General features: G+C 71.9%; 15 protein-coding genes. 4 read left to right on the top strand and 11 right to left on the bottom strand.

Annotated features, from left to right (window positions below):
- Positions 1-7 precede the first annotated feature (7 nt).
- The 6 genes from J2Y70_RS20480 to J2Y70_RS20455 all read right to left on the bottom strand — a co-directional run bounded on the left by J2Y70_RS20480 (position 8) and on the right by J2Y70_RS20455 (position 7,423).
- The gene (locus J2Y70_RS20480) at positions 8-400 is read right to left on the bottom strand and encodes a hypothetical protein (RefSeq protein ID WP_309921871.1); all 393 of its coding nucleotides are present in this window, start codon (positions 398-400) and stop codon (positions 8-10) included.
- 375 nt (positions 401-775) lie between these two features.
- Positions 776-1,192, bottom strand: coding sequence for a hypothetical protein (locus J2Y70_RS20475; protein ID WP_309921867.1), 417 nt, complete (start codon positions 1,190-1,192; stop codon positions 776-778).
- 140 nt (positions 1,193-1,332) lie between these two features.
- A complete protein-coding gene (locus J2Y70_RS20470; protein ID WP_309921865.1) occupies positions 1,333-1,878 on the bottom strand; it encodes an excalibur calcium-binding domain-containing protein in 546 nt (181 codons plus the stop codon).
- Between the two features lie 90 nt (positions 1,879-1,968).
- Positions 1,969-3,183, bottom strand: a complete 1,215-nt coding sequence (chrA, locus tag J2Y70_RS20465; RefSeq protein ID WP_309921862.1) for a chromate efflux transporter — start codon at positions 3,181-3,183, stop codon at positions 1,969-1,971.
- 975 nt (positions 3,184-4,158) lie between these two features.
- A complete protein-coding gene (locus J2Y70_RS20460; RefSeq protein WP_309921859.1) occupies positions 4,159-4,536 on the bottom strand; it encodes a YbjQ family protein in 378 nt (125 codons plus the stop codon).
- Positions 4,537-4,723: 187 nt separating this feature from the next.
- Positions 4,724-7,423 (bottom strand): bifunctional acetate--CoA ligase family protein/GNAT family N-acetyltransferase, encoded by a 2,700-nt coding sequence (locus J2Y70_RS20455; RefSeq protein WP_309921856.1) that lies wholly within the window; start codon positions 7,421-7,423, stop codon positions 4,724-4,726.
- A gap of 628 nt (positions 7,424-8,051) precedes the next feature.
- On the opposite strand from J2Y70_RS20455, the gene J2Y70_RS20450 reads away from it, so the two are divergent.
- Positions 8,052-9,881, top strand: coding sequence for a monovalent cation:proton antiporter-2 (CPA2) family protein (locus J2Y70_RS20450; protein WP_309921854.1), 1,830 nt, complete (start codon positions 8,052-8,054; stop codon positions 9,879-9,881).
- A 707-nt stretch (positions 9,882-10,588) separates the two neighbouring features.
- Here the strand turns inward: J2Y70_RS20450 and zwf are convergent.
- Complete coding sequence (zwf, locus tag J2Y70_RS20445; RefSeq protein ID WP_263396702.1) at positions 10,589-12,460, bottom strand: glucose-6-phosphate dehydrogenase; 1,872 nt, start codon at positions 12,458-12,460, stop codon at positions 10,589-10,591.
- Positions 12,457-14,247, bottom strand: a complete 1,791-nt coding sequence (locus J2Y70_RS20440) for a glycoside hydrolase family 15 protein (protein ID WP_309921850.1) — start codon at positions 14,245-14,247, stop codon at positions 12,457-12,459. The genes zwf and J2Y70_RS20440 overlap by 4 nt, the downstream gene beginning before the upstream one ends.
- Before the next feature lie 121 nt (positions 14,248-14,368).
- Between J2Y70_RS20440 and J2Y70_RS20435 the strand changes: the two genes are divergently transcribed.
- Positions 14,369-15,079, top strand: coding sequence for a response regulator transcription factor (locus J2Y70_RS20435; RefSeq protein WP_309921847.1), 711 nt, complete (start codon positions 14,369-14,371; stop codon positions 15,077-15,079).
- Here the strand turns inward: J2Y70_RS20435 and J2Y70_RS20430 are convergent.
- Positions 15,055-16,422, bottom strand: coding sequence for an ATP-binding protein (locus J2Y70_RS20430; protein ID WP_309921844.1), 1,368 nt, complete (start codon positions 16,420-16,422; stop codon positions 15,055-15,057). The two genes, J2Y70_RS20435 and J2Y70_RS20430, sit on opposite strands and share 25 nt — an antisense overlap.
- Positions 16,423-16,651: 229 nt before the next feature.
- On the opposite strand from J2Y70_RS20430, the gene J2Y70_RS20425 reads away from it, so the two are divergent.
- Together J2Y70_RS20425 and J2Y70_RS20420 are read left to right on the top strand one after the other, a co-directional pair.
- The gene (locus J2Y70_RS20425) at positions 16,652-19,027 is read left to right on the top strand and encodes a YadA-like family protein (RefSeq protein ID WP_309921841.1); all 2,376 of its coding nucleotides are present in this window, start codon (positions 16,652-16,654) and stop codon (positions 19,025-19,027) included.
- Between the two features lie 65 nt (positions 19,028-19,092).
- On the top strand, positions 19,093-20,976 hold the full coding sequence (locus J2Y70_RS20420; protein WP_309921837.1) for a S8 family serine peptidase: 1,884 nt from the start codon (positions 19,093-19,095) through the stop codon (positions 20,974-20,976).
- 299 nt (positions 20,977-21,275) lie between these two features.
- Here J2Y70_RS20420 and J2Y70_RS20415 read toward each other — a convergent pair whose 3' ends face one another.
- Both J2Y70_RS20415 and J2Y70_RS20410 read right to left on the bottom strand, forming a co-directional pair.
- Positions 21,276-24,590, bottom strand: a complete 3,315-nt coding sequence (locus tag J2Y70_RS20415) for an ankyrin repeat domain-containing protein (RefSeq protein WP_309921834.1) — start codon at positions 24,588-24,590, stop codon at positions 21,276-21,278.
- Positions 24,587-24,844 carry a YcgL domain-containing protein gene (locus J2Y70_RS20410; protein ID WP_263398592.1) on the bottom strand — a complete coding sequence of 86 codons (258 nt, stop codon included), beginning with the start codon at positions 24,842-24,844 and terminating at the stop codon, positions 24,587-24,589. The genes J2Y70_RS20415 and J2Y70_RS20410 overlap by 4 nt, the downstream gene beginning before the upstream one ends.
- Positions 24,845-24,958 lie beyond the last annotated feature (114 nt).

The raw sequence follows: 24,958 nt of genomic DNA, 5'->3' as shown, positions 1-24,958 counted from the left end.
GCGCGATTCAGCGTGGCGCGGAGGGCGCGTGCCGCTGCCGGGCACGGCTGGACATGCGGAACACGCCATAGGCCAGCACTAACCCGAGCAGGCCGGCGAACCCGTGCGCCCAGTCGAACACCCGCGGCGCCGCGCCACCGAGTTCGTCGCCCCAGACGTTCAACACGACCAGCACGATCGCCGTCGCCGCCAGGCCGAGCAGGAACCAGACGCGGCTGGCCCCCAACGCGTAGAACAAAAACGGCAATCCCAACCCGACCAGGAAATGCACCGGGAAGAAGTACACCGCGCCGTATGGGCGCACCAGGAACCAGAGGATGGCGGCGAACGCCGCCACGAAGACGAAGAAGCCCAGCGACAGCGCGCGGGTCTTGGCGGGAGGAAGTCGAGGCTCGGACATGGAAACACCTGTGCGGGAGCCTCGACCTTAGCGAAGCCGGTATCACGGTGCGGTCAAGACCGCGGCGATGCGCGCCAGCGTCGGACTGCGCCGCGATGAGTCGTTTTCGGCGCGGCATATGTGTGCGCGCTGGCGGTCGGCGGTGCCTGTGCATGCAACGTCTGCGCCGCCCAAGGACCCACAACCGAGCCAGCCAGCGCCGGAATGACGCCACGTACCAAGCCACTCTGCGGAAACAGCCCATCGGCACGACAATCCGCCGAGTCCGCCCTATAGAACGGGGACCGGCGCACGACCGTGCCAGGAAGTGTCATCGGGAAGAACCGCACCTTGCCCCAATGTCGCAGCGGATGACGGACGAACGCAGCGAATCGGCTAGTCCGTGTGGGCGAGCGCGAGCCCGCCCTGGCCATCCGGCCACCAGACTTCGCCCAGTTCGGAGCTGGCGTCGAAGAAGCCCACGCCATGCTTGGCGGCCAGGCCGTACACGGTTGCATACGCCTCTTGCGCCTGCGACCAGGCGAACGCCGCAAAGATGAGCGAACGGCCGACGCTGTAGTCGGTGGCGCGTCCAGGCGCTTCGTCGACATCGTCCGCGGCCAGCGGGCCGTTCATCGGCGGAAACGCAGCGATCATGTCCAGGAACCATGCGCGCAGCGGTGCCGAGCTCACGGCCGGGTCGTCGTAGCCGTGCTCCTCGCTCCATTCGGTCTGGGTCTCGTACCAGGCCAGGAACTGCTCGCGCTGTCGCGGTGCCGCATCCATGTCGAATACCGTCAGGTCGTAACTCATCCCATCTTCCTAGTCGAGGCGCGGGCGCTGCAGTGGCCACGGCGAGTGTGTGGGCGCGCAAGCAGGCGCGTCAACAGCTGCCCGGAGCCGCGCGCCGCCCTCGGCACGCAAGGTCCGCAGCGCATGCTGCATCCGTCGCGCTAGTGACACCACTGCTGCTCGCACGGCACGCCGTCGTGGTTGCCATCCATCTTCGCGCCAGGGCAATGCTGCAGAAAATAGGTGGCCTCCTCGCACGAGGTCATCTGCGTGCAGCGGGTGCGTCCGTCGCACTGGAAGCGCGGCTCGGCGGCCGCTTGGGTAGCCGGCGCCACCGGTGCGGTCATGTCCGGCACCGGCGCGGCGGCGAAGCGCGGCGCGATCAGCGAGTACGCGTAGACGCCGATACCGAGCAACGCCAACACCGCCAGCCCGCTGCCGAGCGCGCCACGACGCCGCCTGCCGGCAGCGGCCGGGCGCCCGCGCCTGGCCGCAGCATGTCCCGGGCGCATCACCCGCACCGCACGCGGCCGCCCTTCCGCATCGTGTTCCAGATCGAACGAAATCAACTCGCCGAGCCGCGGACGCACGCCGTCGCGCGGGAACGATGCGATGTGCACGAAGATCTCGGTATCGCCATGCGCCGAGCGCACGAAGCCGAAGCCGCGCTCCTCGTTCCATTTGATCAACGTTCCGTGCGTGCGCATGGGGCCACCTGGAAATGAGCAACTGGCATCACGACCTGCTTGCCGACAGCAACGTCGGGGACGCTCGGCGGCGGCCAGCGCCGGCTGCGCCTATCGCCCCGTCGCGCCCAGCGCGCCAAGGCCGAGCGTCGCTGCCACACACCATGCCACGACCCACAGCGCCGGGCGCTGCAGGCGCGCCATCAGCACCAGGCCCAACGCTACCACCAGCAGGTCCGGCGGGCTGCGGATCCCGTCGCGCCACAATGGGTCGTACAGCGCCGCGGCCAGCAGACCGACCACCGCGGCATTGATGCCGGCCAGGGCCCGCGCCACCGGCGGGCGCCAGGCCAGCGCCTGCCACAGCGGCAATGCCGCGCCCAGGGCCAGCATGCCCGGCGCGAACAACGCCGCCAGCGCCAACGCCGCACCCGCGCCAGGGGCGACGCCCGCGCCGGCGTTCGCGCCCAGGTAGGCAGCCAGCGTGAACATCGGGCCCGGCATCGCCTGGGCCGCGCCATAGCCGGCGAGGAAGGTATCGGCCGACATCCAGCCGCTGGCGACCAGTTCGCGCTGCAGCAGCGGCAGCACCACGTGGCCGCCGCCGAACACCAGCGCCCCGGCGCGATAGAACGCCGCGGCGAGCGCTGCCGGCGATGGCGGCGCAGCGGTCTGCGTGGACGCCCACAGGGCGGCCACCAGCAGCCCGCCGAACGCCAACGCGCAGAGCGTCCCCACATCGCGCCGCCAGCGCCACGGCGCGGCGGCGGCCATCGCCACCGGCGGCGGCCGACACCACGCGATCCCGGCCAGCGCGCCCAGCCCGATCGCCAGCGGCTGGCCCCAACCGCGGTCGAGCGCCAGCACCAGGGCGGCGGCGGCCACCGCCAACAGCGCGCGGCGCAGGTCCGGGGTCAGGGTGCGCGCCATCGCGTACACGCCATGCGCGACCACCACCACCGCGACCAGCTTGAGTCCGTGCAGCAGTTCCGCGCCGAGCGGATGCAGCAGCCACCGCGGTGCGGACAGCGCCAGCGCGAACATCAGCAGCGCCGACGGCAGGGTGAAGCCGACGAACGCCGCCACCGCCCCGCGCCAGCCCGCGCAGCGCCAGCCAATGGCGACGCCCAGCTGGCTGCTGGTCGGGCCGGGCAGCACCTGGCACAACGACAGCAGCTGCGCGAAGCCGGCCTCGTCCAGCCAGCCGCGGCGGCGCACGAATTCCTCGCGGAAATAGCCCAGGTGCGCGAGCGGGCCGCCGAAACTGGTCAACCCCAGGCGCAGGAACACGCGCAGCACGTCGCTGGCGCGGACCGGCGCGGACATCGGCGGACGTTCGGCAACAGACATACGGCGCCCCCTCGCGCAGCGCCGACGGTGGCGCAGGCCGATTCTGCCAGGGTGCGATGACTGCCGCCGTATCGCCGATGCACCCGGCACACGCCGATCAGTTGGGGCGCCTCCGGCGTGGTTCGTGTGCGTATTGCGGCACGCGGCGGCGGCGCACGGCAGCCGCACGTGGCTGCGCAACTGTCTACTTCGTGCGTCGGGACGATCGGCTAGAGTCGAAACCGTCGAGCGACGCGCCGGATCGCGCGCGATGGATGCGCACCCGGCGCACGCCGCGTCAGCTGGCAGCGCGTGGCAGGTCAACGCCCGCTTGCGGCATTCGTCCCCCGATGCTGCGCCATGCCGGCGCCTTCCTCCTGCGCTCGACGCAGCTGTGGCGCCATGGAGTGCATGCCGGGCGGGGCGTCTTGCCTCGCCCGGCGTGCGGCGGTTTGCACGCCGATGGCCTGCTCGGATCGGGCACGGTCTGCAGCGCGCTGGATTCCCACTTATCGACGATCGGCGCGACATCGAGCTTCCCGGCGTTGACCAGCGCATCGATGACCACAAGCGTGCCGACCGGCACCGCCGGCCGGTCGACCCGTCCGGCGCGTCGACCAGCGCTGCAGAAATCCCGAACCCGCAGCCGATGTCCTCGACCAGATCGCGCGCGGCCCTCGCCACGCGGGGACGTCGCGCCCATTCACGGCGATCGGTGCCACGACCCGGTTGCCGCGACCCGGAACCGATTGTCAGTGCTATCGAAAAGGAGCGTGGCGCGTAGCGGCGAAGCAAAGGCCGCCGCGCTCCCGGAACCGACGAGGAAGCCACGGCGTACGAGGAGGAACGAGATATTCGGTGGAAGATAAATTTTGGCAGCGGAAACAGGAGACGCGGCGTGTATCGCCGATCCGGATTCCGCCGCTGGCCGCCGCGCCGACGACGATAAGCCGGTTCGGCGCACATGCGCCGTCAGTGCGGCTCGACGACGACCGCAGTGCCATAGCACAGCACTTCCGTCAGGCCCGCCATCAGCTCGGTTGCGTCGTAACGCACGGCAATGATCGCATTGGCGCCCAATTGCCTGGCGTGCTGCATCATGTCTCGATAGGTTTCGTGGCGCGCCTGCTCGCAAAGCTCGGTGTAGATGGTGATGTTGCCGCCGAACAGGGTCTGCAGTCCGCCAAGGAAATTTCCGACGATCGAGCGGGACCGCACCGTAATGCCGCGGACCAAACCCAGGTTGCGAGCGATCCTGTAACCCGGGAGTTCCAGCGCAGTCGTCACCATCGCGTCGTTCAGAGGCGAGACGGCCGTATGGGTTGCCGAGGAGTTGTATGGATCGGTCATGTCGGCTCCTGGTCGAACGCTCGTTGGGCCGCCAGCCAGCGGCAACCGGCCGAGTATGCCGCATCCTCAACCGATTCGAGCCGGCGGACAATTACTGCCGGCCCGCTGGATTTCTGCCTTCCGCGGACCTGCACGTCACCTCGTCCGTGCCAACGCCAGGGCCAGGGCCAGGGCCGTGCCGACGATGCTACTCCCCCGCCCCCACCGGCAACACCACATCCATCAACGTCGCATCCTCTGGGTCCGGCGTGGCCTTGAACCCCAGGTGTTCGCACATCGCCAGCATGGTGCGGTTCTCGCGCAGGACCTGGCCTTCGACGACGTTGAGGCCGAGCCAGCCGGCGTATTCGATCATGATCCGCATCAGCTGCCAGCCGATGCCGTGGCCCTTGAGGTCGGAGCGGATCAGGATGCCGTATTCGCCGCGGTCGTAGTCGGCGTCGGCGTGCAGGCGCACCGCGCCGAGCATGTCGCCGGTCTTGGGCTCGATCGCCACCAGGGCGATCGAGCGGGCGTAGTCGAGCTGGGTCAGGCGCGCGATGAATTCGTGGCTGAAGTGCTTCACCGCCTGGAAGAAGCGCAGGCGCAGGTCCTCGTCAGTGACGCGGGCGAAGAAGCTGCGGAACAGCGCATCGTCTTCCGGGCGCACCGGGCGCACGAACGCGGCGGCGCCGTCGTTGAGCACGATGCGCCGCTCCCACTCCTTCGGATACGGGAAGATCGCGAAGCGCGGGTGACCGCGGCCCTTGTGCAGGCGCCGCGACGGCGCCACCGCGACGCGCGCGTCCACCGCGATCACGCCGTCGCGGTCGGCCAGCAGCGGGTTGATGTCCAGTTCGCGGATCTCGGGCAAATCGGCGGCCAGCTGCGCGAGCTTGACCAGCACCATCGCCACGGCGCGCTCGTCGGCCGCGGGCACGTCGCGGTAGGCCTTGAGGATGCGGCTGACGCGGGTACGGCCGATCAGTTCGTGGGCCAGGCGCAGGTCCAGCGGCGGCAGCGCCAGTGCCTTGTCGTCGATCACTTCCACCGCGGTGCCGCCGCGGCCGAACACGATCACCGGGCCGAAGGTGGGGTCGTCGGCGATGCCGGCGATCAGTTCGCGCGCCTTCGGCCGCAACAGCGTGGGCTGCACCAGCACGCCGTCGATGCGCGCGTCCGGTCGCGCGGCGCGCGCGCGGGCGAGGATGCCTTCGGCCGCGTCCTGCACCGCCTGCGCGCTGACCAGGTTCAGGCGCACGCCATCGACGTCGGACTTGTGCGGGATGTCGGCCGAATGGATCTTCACCGCGACCGCCAGGCCGTCGGCCAGCATCGGCGCCGCCGCGTGCGCGGCCTCGGCCGCAGTGGCGGCGTGCACCACCGGCGCGGTCGGGATGCCGTAGGCCGCGAGCAGGCGGTTGGTGGCCAGCGGGTCGAGCCAGGTCTGCCCGGCGGCCAGGGCGGCATCGACGATGCCGCGCGCGGTGGCGGCATCGAACACGAAATCCTCGGGCAGGCTTGGTGGCGTCTCCATCAGTGCCGCCTGCGCTTCGCGGTAGCGCACCAGGTGCATGAAGCCGCGCACCGCGTCGGCCTCGGTGGCGTAGGTGGGGATGTGCGCGGCGTTGAGGGTGGCGGTGGCGCTTTCGTCGTTGCCGAGCCAGACCGCGAACACCGGCTTGTCGCGATGGTGGCGCGGGCGCAGGCCGAGGGTGCGGGTCAGCGCCTGCGCGGCGTCGGCCGAGGAGGTGAACGCGGTCGGCACGTTGACCACCAGCACCGCGTCGTTCTCCGGATCGGCCAATAGCGCTTCGGCGGCGGCGGCGTAGCGCTCGCCGTCGGCGTCGACCACGATGTCCACCGGGTTGGCGTGCGACCACTCCTGCGGCAGCGCCTGCTCCAGGCGTTGCAGGGTCTGCGGCGACAGCGCGGCCAGGGTGCCGCCGAGGTCGGCCAGCTTGTCCACCGCCAGGCGGCCGACGCCGCCGCCGTTGCTGAGGATCGCCAGCCGGCGGCCGGGGAAGGTGCTGAGCCGGCCCAGGGTCTCGGCGGCAGCGAACAGTTCGTCCAGCGCGCGCACGCGCAACAAGCCGGCGCGGGCGAAGGCGGCGCCGTAGACTGCGTCGGAACTGGCCAGCGCCTGCACGTGGGTGTCGGCATTGGGATCGATGCGCAGCTGGCGCCCGGACTTCACCACCACCACCGGTTTGGCGCGCGCCGCGGCCCGCGCCGCGGACATGAACTTGCGCGCGTCGCGGATGTGTTCGACGTACAGCAGGATGGCGCGGGTGCGGTAGTCGGTGGCGAAGTAGTCGAGCAGGTCGCCGAAGTCCACGTCCAGCGCATCGCCCAGCGACACCACCGCGGAAAACCCGACCGAGCGCGCCACGCCCCACTCCACCAGCGCCGCGGCGATGGCGCTGGACTCGGAGATCAGCGCCAGGTCGCCGGGCTGCGGGCAGTGCGCGGCGATGCTGGCGTTGAGCTTGGCGTGCGGTGCGATCACGCCCAGGCAGTGCGGGCCGAGGATGCGCAGGCCCTTGGCGCGCGCGGCCGCTTCGACCCGCGCCGCGGCCGAGCCCGGGCCTTCGCCCAGGCCGGCGGTGAGGATGATCGCCGCGGCCACGCCGCGCCGCGCGGCGATGGCGACGATGCGCGGCACGATCCGCGCCGGCGCGGTGATGACCACCAGGTCCGGCACCCACGGCAGATCGGTGAGCCGGCGCACGGTGGGCACGCCGTCGATCTCGCGGTAGCGCGGGCTGACCCAGCCGATCTGCCCGGGAAACCCGGCCGCGCGCAGGTTGCGCACCACCGCGCGCCCGGCCGAGCGCTCGCGCGGACTGCCGCCGACGATGGCGACCGAGGCGGGGCGGAACACGGACTGCAGGTGATAGGTGCTCATGGCGGGCGCGGGGCGGGCAAGCGGTGCGACAACGGTACACGGCTGATGCTGGCGTGGGGATGATCGGAAGATGCGCGCTCCGCGGCCTGCCGCATCGCGGCTTCGGCCGATGCGGGAAGACCAGTGGGTTGCGGCGTCCGCGCGTCGGGGCTGAAGCCCCTCCCACAGTGCACCCATCGGCCAATCGCGAGCTCCTTGGAGCGGTTGCAACCGCGGCCAGCGCAGCCGCGGACATTGCGAAACCGGATCCTGTGGGAGGCTGAAGCCCCTCCCGCAGTGCCCCATCGGTCAATCGCGAGTTCCCTGCAGGAGCAGGTGCAACCGCGACCAGCGCAGCCACGGACATCGCGGCGCCGGGTCCTGTCGGGGCCGAAGCCCTTCCCACAGGGAATCGGAATCTGGCCGCAAGTCCCTGTGGGAGCGACTTCAGTCGCGACGAACGAAGCAGGTCCGCTCGCCTAGCTAGCGCCCTTTCGGAGCCGACGGCCCAAGGCCGCCCGGCATCCCTCCCGCGGCTTCCCTCCACCGCACCTGACGGCGCCGCAAGCCTGGACCCGCCTGCCTACCCCAATCCGGGGTAAGCGAATGGTCGCGTGGCGGCTGCATAATGTCCGGATGGAGACGACTCGTGCATAGCGGCGGCCTGGAGCTGGCGCTGGTCTTGCTGCTGGCCGCGGTCATCGCGGTGCCGGTATTCAAGCGCCTGGGCCTGGGTGCGGTGCTGGCCTATCTCGCCGCGGGCGTGGTGCTGGGTCCGGACGGGCTGGGCTTCGTGCAGGACACCGACCGCATCCTCAACGCCGCCGAGATCGGCGTGGTGATGCTGCTGTTCCTGATCGGCCTGGAACTGTCGCCGGCGCGGCTGAAGCTGATGCGCCGCGCGGTGTTCGGTGCCGGCACCGCGCAGGTGGTGCTGACCGCGCTGCCGTTGGGCGCGCTGCTGCTGTGCCTGGACCTGAACTGGAAAAGCGCGCTGGTGGTGGGCCTGGCGCTGGCGCTGTCGTCCACCGCGGTGGGCCTGCAGTTGCTGGCCGAGCGCAAGGCGCTCAACAGCGACTACGGCCGGCTCGGGTTCGCGATCCTGCTGTTCCAGGACCTGATCGCGATCCCGCTGCTGGCCGCGATCCCGCTGCTCGGCGGGGCCAAGAACGACACCCTGACCTGGCCCGAAGTGGCGCAGGCGCTGGGCGCGCTGGCGGTGGTGGTGCTGTGCGGCCGCTTCGTGCTGCGCCACCTGTTCCGCATGGTGGCGCGCACGCGCATGCCCGAAGTGTTCACCGCCAGCGCGCTGCTGGTGGTGCTGGGCAATGCGTGGTTCCTGCAGAAGGCCGGGCTGAGCCCGAGCCTGGGCGCGTTCCTGGCCGGCGTGTTGCTGGCCGATTCGGAATTCCGGCACGAACTGGAAGCGCAGATCGAACCGTTCCAGGGCCTGCTGCTGGGCGTGTTCTTCATCGCCGTGGGCATGGGCATCGACCTGGACCGCATCGTCGCCGAACCGTGGCTGATCGCCGGCGGCGTGGCCACGCTGCTGCTGGTCAAGTTCAGCCTGCTGGTCGGCATCGGCCGGGTGGCGCGGCTGCCGCTGCGCAGCGCATTGCTGCTGGGCAGCCTGCTGTGGCTGGGCGGCGAGTTCGCGTTCGTGGTGTTCACCGAGGCGCAGCGCGTGAAGCTGCTCGACGACGCCAACCACGACCGCCTGGTCGCGGTGGTCGGCGTGTCGATGGCGCTGACCCCGCTGCTGCTGATCGGCATCCAGCGCCTGCTCGACGGCAGCGAGACGGCCAAGGCCAAGCGCGCGCCGCCGCCGGCCGCCAGCTACGACACCGTGGACGAGCAGCGCGCGCAGGTGCTGATCGCCGGCATGGGCCGCTTCGGCCAGATCGTGGCGCGCCTGCTCACCGCGCAGCGCATCCCGTTCGTGGCGCTGGAGCACAACCCGGACACGGTGGAAGACCTGCGCCGCTTCGGCAACAAGATCTACTACGGCGACCCCAGCCGCCCGGACCTGCTGCGCGCGGCCGGCAGCGACGGCATCCGCGTCTTCGTGGTGGCGATGGACGACCCGGAGACCAACATCAAGACCACACGGCTGATCCGCCGCCTGTACCCGAAGGCGCAGGTGCTGTCGCGCGCGCGCAACCGCCAGCACGCCTGGCGGCTGATGGACCTGGGCGCCGAACCGTTCCGCGAGGTGTTCGCCTCCAGCCTGGAGCTGAGCGAGAAGGTGCTGGTGAACCTGGGTCTGAGCGCGGACACCGCACGCGACCGCATCGCCCGTTTCCGCCAGCACGACGAGCAGCTGTTGCGCGCGCAACACCTGGTGTACGACGACGACACGGCGGTGGTGCAGACCTCGCGCGATGCGCGCGCGGATTTGATGCAGCTGTTCGAAGCGGACGTGAGCGAGGCGCCTGTGGAAGCGGCGGACCGCGAGGCGGTCGTTAAAACGCAGGCGTAGCGGCTGATCGCCAGATGGCGTGTCTCTGTGGATCGTTGCAGGGACACGTGCGGGAGGGGCTTTGGCCCCGGCACGGCCCCAAGCCTGGCGACTCCACCGCTTCGTTCGTCGCGGCTGAAGCCGCTCCTACACGGGGTTTACGGGCGGTCGCGGCCTTGCGTGGCTGCGGCGCTTGTAGGAGGGGCTTCAGCCCCGACAGGATCCGGAGCCGGTCAGCTCCATCGCTTCGTTCGTCGCGACTGAAGTCGCTCCCACAGGTGTTGCTGCCAGGTACTTGGCGCACTGTTGGAATGGCTCCATTGGCATTGGGCCATTGGCGCCGACTAGGGGCTGGAGCCTGGCAACTTCGCCACTTCGCTCGTCGCGGCTGAAGCCGCTCCTACAGGGTTTTACGGGTGGTCGCGGCGCTTGTGGGCTGTGGCGCTTGTAGGAGGGGCTTCAGCCCCGACAGGATCCGAAGCCGGCCGGCTCATCGCTTCGTTCGTCGCGACGACGGCCGCGGCCTCGCCCGCCGCGAGGGCGAGGGCGAGGGCGAGGGCGAGAGCGGCAAGGGCCGCCTTCATCTGAAGTCGCTCCCACAGAAACTTGCGGCGAGCTGGCTGGGTGCACTGTGGGAGGGACTTCAGTCCCGACTGCAGCCATGTCCTCGTCGTTCGAATGGCCCAAGACCATCCGAAGCCGCCCAGACGGGCGTCGCGCGTTGCCGGTCAGCGCTCGGTCCCGGATCGCTTGGCCGGCGTCGCGGGCGGTTTCTTCGCCACGCGCCCGGTCGCTTTCCCGGGCGCGGATTTGACCGCCTTCCTGGGCCCGGCCGTCTTCTTGCGTGCTGCCGTTGGCTTGCCCTCGGCTGGCCTCGTCGCCTTGGCCGCCTTCCTGGGCGAAGCGGCAGCGGCAGTGGCCGCGGCGGTTTTCTTGGACTTGGCAGCGCCTGGCGCCGTCTTGGCCTTGGACTTGGCCTTGGCTACGGCAGGCTTGGCCGCAGCCTGGCGCTTCGCTGGCGCCGCCGGCTTGGCCTCGGCACCGCCTTCCGCTGGGCGCCGCGGCGGTGGGCGGCGGCCGGCGGTCAGGGTGCGCCAGGCGTGGCCGCCGTTGAGCGCGAGCAGCGCGTCGGCGGTGGCCGGGCCGGCGCTGCCGGCCGGGTATTGCGCCACTTCGTCGGACGAGCCCTGCCACGCGTCCAGGATCGGCTGCACGATGCGCCACGCCGCTTCGACCATCGTCGCGTCCTGGAACAGGCCGGCCTCGCCGTTCATGCAGTCCTGCAGCAGGCGTTCGTAGCCGACCGTGTATTCCTTCGGGAACCAGTCGCGGTAGCGGAAGTCCATGCGCACCGGCGCCAGGCTGACCCGTGCGCCCGGGCGCTTGACGTCGAACTGCAGCGAGATGCCTTCGTCGGGCTGGATGTGCAGCACCAGCCAGTCGGGGCCGTAGCCGCCGATCTCGGCGCTGCGTAGCGGCGCCAGCGGCGCCGGCTTGAAGCGGATCGCGATCTCGGTGGTGCGTTCGCGCAGGCGCTTGCCGGTGCGCAGGTAGAACGGCACGCCGGCCCAGCGCCAGGTGTCGACCTGCAGCTTCATCGCCACGTAGGTTTCGGTGTTGGAGTCGGCCGGCACCGTGTCTTCCTCGCGGTAGCCGGGCACCGCGTTGCGCCCGATCGCGCCGGCCGCGTACTGGCCGCGTACCACGTCGGCCGGGGTCAGCGGCCGCACCGCCTCGATCACCTCGGCACGCCGGCGCAGCATCGCGGTGGGAGTGAACGCCGCCGGCGGCTCCATCGCGATCATCGCCAGCAACTGGAACAGGTGGTTGGGCACCATGTCGCGCAGGCAGCCGGTGGGATCGTAGAAGCGCCCGCGACCTTCCACGCCGATGGTCTCGGCGGCGGTGATCTGCACGTGGTCGATGCGGTCGCGGTTCCACACCGGCTCGAACAGGCCGTTGGCGAAGCGGAAGGCGAGGATGTTCTGCACCGTCTCCTTGCCCAGGAAGTGGTCGATGCGGAATACCTGGTCCTCGTCGAGCACGCGGCCGACGATGGCGTTGAGGTCCCTGGCGCTTTGCAGGTCGTGGCCGAACGGCTTCTCCACGATCACCCGCCGCCAGCCGCCGTCGGCGCGCTGCTTGACCAGCCCGGCCGCGCCCAGCTGCTCGATCGCCGGGCCGAAGAAGCGCGCCGCGGTGGCCAGGTAGAACAGCACGTTGCCGCCGGTCTGGTACTGCGCGTCGTACTTTTCGATCACCTCGCCCAGCGTGCGGTAGGTCGCCGCGTCGGCGAAATCGCCGCGCAGGTAGTGCATGCGCGTGCGCAGCCAGCCCCACACTTCCTCGTTCAGGCCATCGGCCTTGAACTCGGCGTCGCGGTCGGCGATCAGGCCGCGCAGCGCGTCGCCGAGCATGCGCCGCCAGCTGGCTTCGCTGATGTCGCCGTGGTCCACGCCGATCACTGCGAACTGCTCGGGCAGCGCGCCGCTGCGGCGCAGGTTGTACAGCGCCGGCAGCACCAGGCGCCGGGTCAGATCGCCGCGCGCGCCGAAGACCACGATCAGGCAGGGCGGAGTCGCTTGCGTCGCATCGCTCATGGATGGGTTTCCTGTTCGCCGAGTAAGCCATGCAGGCGCAACGCGGCGTGGACCAATGCCACGTGCGAGTAGCCCTGCGGAAAGTTGCCGAGCATGCGGCCGCTGCGCGGATCGTATTCTTCGGCCAGCAGGCCGACGTCGTTGCACAGGCCGAGCAGGCGTTCGAACAGCGCGCGCGCCTGCGCGCCGCGGCCGAGCAGCACGTAGTTCTCCACCAGCCAGAAGCTGCAGGCGATGAAGGTGCCTTCGCCGGCCGGCAGGCCGTCGCCGCTGGCGTCGTCGGCGCGGTAGCGCTCGACCAGGCCATCGATGCTCAGGCGCTGCGCGATCGCGTCGGCGGTGGCGGCCACGCGCGGATCGTCCGCCGGCAGGAAGCCGACCAGCGGGATCAGCAGCGTCGCCGCGTCCAGCCGGCCGCTGCCGTAGCTCTGCACGAAATAGCCGTCCGGGTGCACGCCCTGCGCCAGCACCTGCGCATGCACTTCGTCGGCCAGGGCGCGCCAGTGCGCGCGTTGCGCGGCATCGGCGTCGGTGACCCCGTCGCGCGCGCCGCAGTCGAACGCCAGCCACGCCATCACCTTGGAATGCACGAAATGGCGGCGCTGGTCGCGGATTTCCCAGATGCCCTCGTCCGGCTCGCGCCAGCATTGCTCCAGCACCTCCAGCAGCTGCCGCGCCAGCGAGCGGCCGTGCACCGCGGTCGGCAAGCCTTCCTTGTGGGCGCGGTGGAAGGTGGCGATGACCTCGCCGTACACGTCGAGCTGGAACTGGCCGGCGGCGGCGTTGCCCACGCGTACCGGCAACGCGCCTTCGTAGCCGGGCAGCCAGTCCACTTCCCATTCGGGCATGCGCCGCTCGCCACCGATGCCGTACAGCGCCTGCAGCTGGTCCGGCGAGCCGGCCACGGTGCGTTGCAGCCAGCCATGGAAGGCGGCGGCCTCGTCGGAATAGCCGGCCGCGCGCAACGCGGTCAGGGTGAATACCGCATCGCGCAGCCAGCAGAAGCGGTAGTCCCAGTTGCGTTCGCCCTCCAGGCGCTCCGGCAGCGAGGTGGTCGGCGAGGCGACGATCGCGCCGGTCGGCAGGTAGCTCAGGCCTTTCAGCACCACCAGCGAGCGCCGCACCGCCTCGGTCCACGGGCCGGCGTGCACGCAGCGGTGCGACCAGCCATGCCAGAACGCCTCGGTCTGCTCCAGCGCCTGTTCCGGCGCCAGCGGCGGCGGCAGTTCCAGGTGCGAGGCGCCGTGGCTGAGCACGAACCAGGTGCTGTCGCCGGCTTCCAGGCTGAAGTCCGCTTCGGTGGCGAAGCCGTGGCCATGCATCGGCTGCGGGCTGCGCAGCGCGATCTGGTCCGGCCCGGCGATCGCCTGCAGGCCGCCGTCGATCTGCGACACCCAGGGAATGGTGCGGCCGTAGTTGAAACGCAGCTGCAGTTGCATGCGCATCGGCACCCGCCCGCGCAGCCCGCGCACGATGCGCACCACGTGGTTGTGCAGTTCCTCGTTGTGGCTGGCAGCCATGAAGTCCAGGACCGCGACGGCGCCCGCGTCGGTCTCGAAGACCGTTTCCAGTACCAGGCTGCCGTCGCGGTAGTGGCGCGTGCTGCGGAACGCGCCCTGCGGCGCGATCGACCAGCGGCCATGTTCGGGGGTTCCCAGCAGCGCCGCGAACAGCGCATCGGAATCGAAGCGCGGCAGACACAACCAGTCGATCGAGCCGTGCTTGTCCACCAGCGCCGCGCTGCGGCAGTTGCCGAGCATGGCGTAGTCTTCGATACGTGAGGCCATCATGGGCGCCGTGGCAGGGAAGCGGCGAGTGTGGCAGCCGCCGCGTTTGTACGGCGTAAGTACCCGCACGCGCCGGGCCGGCGAGCGCACGCCGGCCGCTGCGGCTACACTGCGCCGGCGCATGAATGCCGACACCGCTGCCACCGCCCTGCGCGTCCTGCTCCTGGAGGACGATCCGACGCTACGCGACCGCATCCTGATCCCGGGATTGCGCCGCTTCGGCTTCGAGACCGCCGGCTACGGCACCGGGGCGGACCTGGAGTCGCGCTTGCAGCAAGACGGCGCCGACATCGTGGTGCTCGACGTCGGGCTGCCGGACACCGATGGCTTCACCCTGGCCGGCGCGCTGCGCCAGCGCTATCCCGAGCTCGGCATCGTCATGTTGACCAGCCTGGGCCAGACCGAGGACTGGGTGCGCGGCCTGACCGGCGGCGCCGACGCCTACCTGGCCAAGCCGGTGGAAATCGACCTGCTGGCCGCCACCCTGCACAGCCTGGCACGGCGCCTGGGTGCGCGCGCACCGGCGGCGCCGGCGCGCGGGCGCTGGCAAGTGAGCGAGGACGGCTGGTGCCTGCTGGCCCCCTCGGGCACGGCGGCGGCACTGACCGGCAGCGAACGGCGCCTGTGCCTGCGGCTGCTGGAGCAGCCCGGATTGCTGGTGGCGCGCGAGGCGCTGATCGCCGCGCTCACCGACCGCGTGTACGACTTCGATGCGCATCGGCTGGATTCGATGGTGCACCGCCTGCGCACCAAGGCGCAGCGCCGCTGCGGCGTCGCGCTGCCGCTGGCGGCGGTGCACGGCAAGGGCTACATCTTCGATCCGGCCGGCTGAGCCGCGGCCGCCGCGCCGACGCGCGGCAGGGCGATGCGGAAGCGGGTGCCGGCGCCGACCTCGCTGTGCACCTCGATGTGCCCGCCGTTGCGCACCACCAGGTCGCGCACCACCGCCAGGCCCAGCCCGGTGCCGCTGTCGGCGGGCTTGGTGCTGTAGAACGGCTCGAACACCCGCGCCACCACGTCCGCCGGCATGCCGTGGCCGTCGTCGGCGACCTCGATGATCGTCCACGCCTCTTCGCTGCGCACGGCGATGTCCAGATGGCCGCGGTCGGCGATGGCGTCGCGGCTGTTGCTGGCCAGGTTGAGCAGCATCAGGTCGAACTGGCTGCGATCCAGGTGGATCGGCGCCGGCGCCGCGGGCAAGGCGCAGCGCAGCACGATGCGCGCTTCCAGCAGTTGCCGCAGCATCGGCTGCAGCGCATCGATGGCGGCCGCGGCGTCGAAGTCCTCGGCCTGTTCGCCATCGCGGCGGCTGAAGCGCAGCAGCCGGCGGATGACGGCCATGCCGCGCCGCGCCGATTCCTCCACCGACGCCAGGCTGCCTTCCAGCTGCGCGACGCGCTCGCCGTCGCTGCCGGCGTCGTCGTCGTGGCGCGCGGCGGAGAAGCCGACGATCACCGCCAGCACGTTGTTGAAATCGTGCGCCAGGCCGCCAGCCATGCGCTCGACGATCTCGCGCTTCTGCGCATGGATCAGCTGCGCCTGCGCCCGCTCGCGCTCGAGCATCTCCTGCTGCAGGCGCTGGCCGCGCGCATTGGATTCGCGCAGGCTCTCGCGTAGCGCTTCGGTGGTGCGGTCCAGCAGCAGCGTCACCAGCAGATAGCTGAACAGCACCGACGGCAGGTTGTAGAACGCGCGCGCCGGCTCGTCGACGAATTCAAGCAGCGCGTCGTGGCCCACGCCCACGCCCAGCATCAGCAGCAGCGCGCCGAAGGTGATCCACAGCGCGCGGCGCCCGAGCACCAGCCCGGCCAGGATCAGCACCAGCATCTGCGCCAGCTGATCCGGCAACTGGCGCTGCAGGCCGTTGACCGCGGCATTGACCAGCAGCGACGCCAGCATCGCGGCCAGCAGCAGCCCGACGCCGGCGCGCAGCGCGCCACGGCGCACGCGCACGAAGCCGATCGCGGCGCACACCGCGATCAGCAGACTCATCGCCAGCGAGACCACCATGCCCGGCGGCACCGCGTGTCCACGCAACTGCGGCCAGGCGAGCGTCAGCGCGACGGCGAACGTGGCCGGGATGGTGATCGCCAGGAACAGCAGCAACAGCTGGATCACGCGCACGTTGCGCCGGTCCACCTCGTCCACGACCGGCGCCCGATCGAACCAGTTCAACAACGCCCTCACCATCCGAATGTGCTCCCCATCCCACTCGATCGGTGAGAACCCGGTGATGATCGTGCGAGAACTTGCGGGTGACAAGCAAATGACGCCGCGCATAAGTTCGCTGTACGGAGCGTGCCCAGGGTCAGCGGCGCACCCCAACACCACCGATCCCGAAGCGGCGCGCCTGCGCGCCGCTGACGTCGCCTCCTGTCCACCGCCTCAGCACCGAGAGATCGCCATGAACGAATGCACGACCATACGCGGCACCGCCGCCTATCGCCCGATCGGCCATGCCGCGCCCGCGGTTTCGCGCGCTGGCGCCCGTAGCGCGCTGGCGCTTGCCTGCGCGCTGTGCCTGGCGACGTCGTCGCTGGCGCAGGCCGCCACCGCCCCGCCCGCGGTGCCGGCCGCCGCCCCGGCTGCGACTTCGGTTGCGACCGCCGATGCGGCGCCGACCGACGCGGACGCGGTGCCCGCGGATGCGAGCGGCGACACCGCCCTCTACTTCCAGGCCACCGGCAGCGACAGCAGCAACGCCGGCGCCTACGCCGACGGCGACGAGGCGCTAGCCGCCGGCGAGGCCGCCTCGGCGGTCGGCACCGGCACCGTCGCGCTCGGTGCCGGCGCGGTCAGCTACGCCAACCAGGCGCTGGCGGTGGGCCACAACAGCCTGGCCACCGAAGTCTCCACCACCGCGGTCGGCGGCGTGCTCGACCTGGACTTCTCCTACCAGCCCTCCGGTGCGGTCATCCTGCAGCAGACCTCCGCCTCCGGCATGGCCGCGACCGCGCTGGGCGCCGGCGCCCAGGCCAGCGGCAAGTACAACCTGGCCGCCGGTGCCGGCGCGATCGCCAGCGACCGCTCCAGCGTCGCCATCGGCGGCATCGTCGACGTGGGCGAAGACGGCTTGGGCGCGGAAGGAATTCAGTTGCAGGCCACCCAGGCCACCGGCCCGATGTCCACCGCGGTGGGCGGCGGCGCGATGGCCACCGCCTACAGTTCCACCGCGGTCGGCGTGCTGGCCGAGGCCAGTTCCGAACGCACCGTCGCGGTAGGCCAGAGCGCCACCGCCAACCAATATGCTGCGGTCGCGCTGGGCGCGCAGACGCAGGCGACCGGCGAATGGGCGACCGCCGTGGGCAATGGCGCGCGGGCGCTGAGCGATCGCGGCCTGGCGGTCGGCGCACAGGCCTTCGCGCAGGCGGAAAACGCCACCGCGGTCGGGTATTCCGCACTGGCGCTGCAGCAGGACGCCACCGCCCTCGGCAGCGGCGCCTGGGCCGGCGGCACCCGCAGCATCGCCATCGGCAAGGCGATGGTCTGGAACGGCAATTTCTGGGGCGACACCCCGATCCTCTTCAACGACAGCATCGCCATGGGCACCGGCGCGGACGTCTATGGCGACCAGTCGATCGCGATCGGCGCCGGTGCGCGGGTCGGCAACTCCACCTTCGTCAACGATGTGCAGCTGATCACCAACAACAGCGTGGCGCTGGGCGCCGGCGCGGTCGCCGAGCGCGACAACACCGTGTCCATCGGCCACGCCGGCGCCGAGCGCCAGCTCACCAACCTGGCCGCCGGCACCACCGATACCGATGCGGTCAACCTGGCGCAGCTGCGCGGCGTGGCCAGCGCGTTCGGCGCCGGCAGCACGGTGGACGCCAACGGCAACCTGATCGGCGGCAGCTATCTCATACAGGGCACGCGCTATACCGACCTGGGCTCGGCGATGGGCGCGTTCGACACGGCGCTGACCGGCTTCGACACCCGCATCAACGCCATCGCCAGTTCCGGCGGCGGCCAAGGGGTCAGCATCGGCGGCGGCGACGTCACGCCCCCCAGCACCGGCACCGGTACCAACGCCGTGGCGGTTGGCTCCGGCGCCACCGCCAACGGCGACAACGGTCTAGCGCTGGGCGCCGAATCGCTGGCCTACGGCCCCAACGACACCGCGATCGGCGCCAATGCCAAGGTCAACGCCGACGGCAGCACCGCGGTCGGTGCCAACGCCCGCATCGCCGCCGTCGCGACCAATGCGGTGGCGGTCGGCGAGAGCGCCAGCGCCTCCGCCGCGTCCGCCACCGCGCTGGGCCAGGGCGCTTCGGCCACCGCCGCCAACGCCGTCGCGCTGGGCCAGGGCTCGGTCGCCGACCGCGCCAACACGGTCTCGGTCGGCAGCGGCGGCAACGAGCGCCAGATCGCCAACGTCGCCGCCGGCAGCACCGGCACCGATGCGGCCAACGTGGCGCAGATGCGTTCCGGCGACAGCGCCACGCTGAGCAGCGCCAACGCCTACACCAACACCCGCGTCACCGCGCTCGACGACAGTTTCAACCAGCTGCGTACCGACACCGAGCATCGCCTGGACGGCATGGATCGGCGCATGGACCGGCTGGGCGCGATGAGCGCGGCGATGCTCAACATGGCGATCAACGCCGCTGGCACGCAGAGCCCGCGCGGGCGCGTGTCGCTCGGCGCCGGCTTCCAGGGCGGCGAGCAGGCGCTGTCGATCGGCTACGCCAAGAAGCTCGGCACGCGCGCCTCGTTCAGCCTGGGCGGCTCGTTCAGTGGCGGCGAATCCTCCGCCGGCATCGGCGTGGGCCTGGACCTGTGACGCCGCGCGGCACCATCCGCGCCGCACGTTTCCTTCTCTCTCTTCTTGGTTTCTAGGATCTGCAGATGATTTCTTACAGCAAACTCGCCGCCGCTCTCGCCGCCGCCCTGCTCGCCAACGGCGCACAGGCGGCCTCTCCCGTCATCGGCCGCGGCGGCGTGCAGGAGGCGGTGCCGCAGTCGGCGCAGACGCTGGACAGCGGCCAGCGCTTCATCGTCAAGACCCGCGAGACCGGCACGCAGGCGCGGCGCTCGCTCGACAGCACGCTGTCCACCGCGGTCGCGCGCAGCGGCATGCAGCGCGCCCGCGCGGCCACGGCCGGCGCGCCGGCGCGCAGCGCGGTCGGTGCCAAGGTGTTGCGCAACATGGCCGTGCCCGGCTGGCACGTGGTGCAGACCTCGCGCCACCTCGACGACAGCGAGCGCGCCGCGTTCATCGCCGAGCTCAAGGCCGATCCGGCGGTGCAGTCGGTGCAGGTCGACCGCCTGTACCGGCGCCTGGACGAAGCACGCGTGACCCTGCCGCGCGCCACCGCCTTGGCCTCCACCACACCGAACGATCCGGCCTACGCCCAACTGCAGTGGAATTTCCACGATCCGGTCGGCGGGGTGAACGCCGAGCAGGCCTGGACCCGCTCCACCGGCCAGGGCGTGGTGGTGGCGGTGGTCGATACCGGCGTGGTCAAGGACAACCCTGACCTGGCCGCCAACGTGCTGCCCGGCTATGACATGATCACCGACCGCCGCGTCTCGCGCCGCGACAGCGACGGCCGCGCGCCCGGCGGTTTCGACCTGGGCGACTGGGTCGATGCCGACTACTGCGTCGCGCTCGGCGCCCCCGGCAACCAGGCCGAAGCCAGCTCCTGGCACGGCAGCCACGTCTCCGGCACCATCGCCCAGGTCACCAACAACAGCCTGGCCACCGCCGGCCTGGCCCACGACGCCAAGATCGTGCCGGTGCGCGTGCTCGGCGCGTGCGGCGGCTTCGGCAGCGACATCGCCGACGGCATGCTGTGGGCGGCCGGCCTGCCGGTGGACGGCCTGCCGGCCAACCCGAACCCGGCCGAAGTGATCAACATGAGCCTGGGCAGCAGTGGGCCGCAGAGCTGCCCGCAGCTGTACCAGGACGCGATCGACCAGATCAACGCCGCCGGCAGCATCATCGTGGTCGCCGCCGGCAACTCCAACGCCGACGCCGGCACCTACACCATGTCCTCCTGCAACGGCGTGATCAGCGTGGGCGCAACGCGCATCAATGGCGGCCGCGCCAGCTACTCCAGCTACGGCACGCGCGTGGACATCGCCGCGCCGGGCGGCGGCGGCGGCGTCGACGGCAATCCGAACGGCTACATCTTCCAGGTGGTCAATGCCAGTACGCAGGCCCCGACCGGCGATTGGCAGATCGGCGGCATGGCCGGCACCTCGATGGCCTCGCCGCACGTGGCCGCGGCGGTGGCGATGGTGCAGAGCGTGGCCAAGACCCCGTTCACCTGGAGCGGCATGCGCGACCTGCTGCGCGCAAGCGCGCGCCCGTTCCCGGTCGCGATCCCGACCACCACGCCGATCGGCGCCGGCATCCTGGACGTGGACATGCTGCTGCAGATGGCGACGACGCCGCCGTGCGATCCGTCGGACAGCAGCTGCGTTCCGCCGACCAAGACCCTCAGCAACAAGGTCGAGCTGCGCAACCTCAGCAGCCAGGGCGGCGACGGGCTGTACAGCTTCCAGGCCGAAGCCGGCAAGGCGGTGAGCTTCATGACCTTCGGCGGCAACGGCACTGTCGCGCTCTACGCAGCGGCCGGCAAGACGCCGAGCAGCGGCAGCTACGACGCACGCTCGGTGCGTGCCGGCACCACCCAGACGATCCGCGTCACCCCGTCCAGCGCAGGCACGTACTACCTGCGCCTGTCCGGCAGCTACAGCGGCCTGACCCTGGTGGCGCGGCAGTAAGCGAGCAAACGGCAAGCGGCGGCGCCGTTCGCCGCCGCGCCGGCGTGCGCGGGAGGGCATCCTCCCGCGCACGTTCTGGAGGAACGACCGGCCCGCCATGCGCGGGCACTTTTTTAGGCGCAGCGCGGAAGCGACGCCGCGCGATCATTGCAGTGGCGGTCGCATCGCGAAGCACGGGTTGCCGGGATTGCGCTTGTCGGGTGGCGCGCAGAACAAACCGGACAGCGGCCGGCGCGCGGCGTCCAGCGCCCGTCGCCAGCGCGCATGCGTACGCACCGCACGCACCGCATGGACAGCCGCTAGCGGCTTTCGCGCAGGAAGCGGGCCATCGAGGACACGCCCGGCAGCGCCGGCTGGAACTGGCCGGCGACGTCGACGAAGCCGCGCATCACCGCGATCTCGCGCGGCGGGCGGTTCAAGGTATCGCGCAGATCCGGATCGGCGCCGGCGCGCAGCAGGCGCTGCACCAGCAGCGGCAGGCCGTGCAGCGCGGCCAGGTGCAGCGGGCCGAAGCCGCGCGGGTCCTGCACGTCCAGGCTCACTTCTTCGTCAAGCAGGCGCTCCACGCCGGCCAGCACCACCGGCTCTTCGCAGGCGGTGCCCGGTTCGGCGCGCGCGCCGAGCAGCAGCAGCAGCGGGGTCACCCCGCCGGCGGCGCTGCGGTCGGGTTCGGCACCGGCCAGCAGCAAGGTGTCCAGCAGCGCCAGCAGGCGCGACTTGTCGCGCGCGGTGAAGCCGTACAGCGCGGCGCAATGCAGCGGCGCCAGCTGTTGCGCGTCGCCGGCATGCACGTCGGCGCCGGCGGCCAGCAGGCGTGCGGCGATGTCCGGCAGGCCCAGCGCGCAGGCCAGCATCAGCACGGTGACGCCGCCGGGCAGGCGGTGCTCGATCTGCGCGCCGGCCGCCAACAGTGCGGCGACGATGTCGGTCTGGCGCATGCTCACCGCCGCCGACAACGGCGTGGCGCCGCTGGCCGCGGCATGCTGCAGGTTGGCGCCGCGCGCCAGCAGCAGGCCCACCGCCGCGGCATGGCCGCCGCCGGCGGCGCGCAGCAGCGCGGTGCAGCCCTGCGCGTCGACCGCATCGACGGGCAGGCCCAGGTCGATCAGGCGGCGGATCGCATCGGCGTCGCCGACCATCGCCGCGGCCGGCAGGTCGGCCTCGCGCAGCGGGCGCCGCGGCAACGGCCAGATCCGCCAGTCCAGCCAGTCGGCCAGGTCGCGGCGGCCGCTGGCCAGGGCCACGCCCAACGGCGTCTGCCCGTCGGCGGCGCGCGCTTCCGGCGAGGCGCCCTGCTGGATCAGCAGCTTCAGCGAGGCCTCGCGGCCCAGCGCGGCGGCCAGGTGCAGCGCGGTCATGCCGTGGCTGTCGCGCGCCTCGCGGTCGGCGCCACGTTCGAGCAGGTGCAGTTGCAGGCGCAGCCAGCCCAGGCGCACCGCCAGCGACAGCGGCGGATCGCCGGCCGGCGACGGCGCGAACGGATCGGCGCCGCGGTCGAGCAGGTCCAGCGCGAACTGCTCCAGCGCGCGCGAGGCGTGGTCGTGCTGGGCGCAGGCGGCGAGCAGCCGGGTCAGGCCGCCACCGCCGGCCGGCGACACGCCCTGGCGCAGCATCGCCTGCAGGCTGGGCACCGCTTCCACGCCGCGCGCGAGCAGCGCGAACATCGGCGTGTCGCCGCAGGCGTCCAGCACCTCCGGGGCGGCGCCGTGCGCCAGCAGCCAGTCCACTGCCTGCGGATTCAGCGCCAGATGCGGATCGTGCAGCAGCGCGCCCAGTTCCTCGGCCGCGCACAGCCGCGCCAGCGCCGCCAGGCCGTCGCGCTGGCCCAGCTGCAGGCCTTCGCGCAGCAGTTCCAACGGCGGCCGGTCGGGCAGGCTGGCGCTGCCGACCTCGCCCTGGCCGTCGCTGACCGCGGCCGGCAGCGGGTAGTCCGGATCCAGCGCGGACACGATCGCCCAACGCCCGGCCTCGGCGGCCAGGTCGACCGCGCGGCGCCCGCTCAGGTCCGGCTGCGCGGCGGCGATGCCCAGTTCCAGTAGGCGCCGGATCAGGCCCGGCGAGACCTGGTCGGCGGTGCAGGCCAGCAGCACCGCGTTGCGGCCGTCGCCATCGACCGCGGTCAGGTCGGGCTTGTGCGGCAGCAGGTGTTCGAGCACCGCGACGCGGCCATGGCGCGCGGCTTCCAGCCACGGCGTACGGCCCAGCGCGTCGCGCGCTTCCAGGTTCGCGCCGGCGCCGAGCAACGCGTCGACGATCTCCACGTGCCCGGCCTGCGCCGCCTCGTGCAGCGCGCTGCGGCGCTGGCGGTCGCGCGCGTCGACCCGTGCCTTGTGCTTGAGCAGCAGCTGCACGCCGGCCGGATCGTCTTCCTCGGTGCCGGCCGCGGCCAGCAGCACCGGGCTGCCCTCGGCCGGTTCCGGCTTGGCGCCGCGTTCGAGCAGGAACTTGGCCATGCGCCAGTTGCCGACGTGGCAGGCCACCGCCAGCGGGGTCAGGCCGTCGCGGTTGAGCGCGTCCAGTTCGGCGGCGGCGTCGCGCAGCAACGCGGCCACGCCCGGATCGGAACTGCGCGCGGCGTGATGCAGCGGGGTGTTGCCGTCGCCGTCGCTGGCGCGCGGATCGGCACCGTTGGCGAGCAGGGTCATCACCGCCTCGGGGCGGCCGTGCCAGCTGTCGCGGGTCGCGGCCAGCAACGGGGTCATGCCCAGGTGCGGCTGGTTGACGTCGACGCCGCGCACGATCAGCTCGCGCAGCAGGCGCAGGTCCGGCAGCACCGCGGCCAGCACCGGCAGGCTGCGCTGGTCGCGCCAGTCCGGCGCCGGCAGCGCGTGCGGGTCGGCACCGGCCTGCAGCAACTGCAGCCCGCGATCGACGCGGCCGCCGCGCGCGGCGTCGTACAGCGCCGCATGCAGTTCGTCCGGCGCGGGCGCCGCCTCGTCCTCGCGCGGCGCGGAGGCCGCGCTCAGTTCGGCGAACAGGTCCGCCGAGGACGCCGGCAGCGCCAGCGCCTGCGGCGCGGCCACGCGCTGCAGCACGCCATGCAGCAGCGGCGACAGCAGCGCATAGGCCAGCGCCAGCGGCCAGCGCGCGGCAGCGGCCAGCAGCCCCGGCCAGGCCAGCAACACGCCGACCCCGGCCAATACCAGCACCAGCGCCGCCACCGCCAGGCCGCGCCAGGCCTGCACGTCCTGCTGCGCCAGCGCATGCCAGCGCGCGCCCAGCGCGCCGCCCTCGCATTCGCTGCCATGCCACAGCGGCCAGGTGCGCCACAGCCCGAGCAGCGCCGCGCTGGCGGCCACGCTCAGCGCCAATGCGGCGGCCAGGCTGCCGCTGTCGCGCAGCGCCGCCAGCGGCCACGCCACCAGCAGCGCGACCAGGCCCAGCCCGCCGGCCCACAGCGCCAGCAACGGCAGCAGGTCCCGGCCCAGTGCCTGCACACTGGCCGGCCGCGGCCGGCTGCCGCGCTGCCAGGACAGCGCCAGCGCGAACGCCGGCTGCGCCAGCCAGGCGCCCAGCGCCGCGGCCAACGGTCCGACCCCGGCGACCAGCGCCAGCAGCGCGCCCAGCGCTGCGGCGATCCAGGGAGCGCGCGCGCGGAAGGGGGAGTCGGTCATCGTGTCGGATCGGTCCGGCCGTCGGGAAGCGGCGGCAATTGCAGATGGAAGCCGCAGCCGGCCAGATTCGCGCGTACCGCCGCGGGATCGGTGCGGGCCAGGGTGCGCTCGGCGGTCAGCGCCACTTCGAGCACGAACGCCAGCGGCTGCAGCGACGCCAGCAGCGCCTGCGGCAGGCAGCCGAAGTCGTCGCGCTTGGCGAGGTAGAGGTAGGTGTCCGGCTTGCGTTGGCTTTTGTAGACGTAGGCTTGCATGCCCGTGGCGTGCGCCTGGCGTGGAAAGGCAAGCGATTGTGGAGGAAATGCGCCAGCGGCGAAAGCGCGCGCCGCGCGTTGCATTTATAAATGCATGCGCCATGCCTGTTCACG

It is taken from the genome of Xanthomonas sp. 1678 (assembly GCF_031455575.1).
Lineage (GTDB): Bacteria > Pseudomonadota > Gammaproteobacteria > Xanthomonadales > Xanthomonadaceae > Xanthomonas_A.
This window is presented reverse-complemented; position numbering and strand designations above follow the sequence as displayed.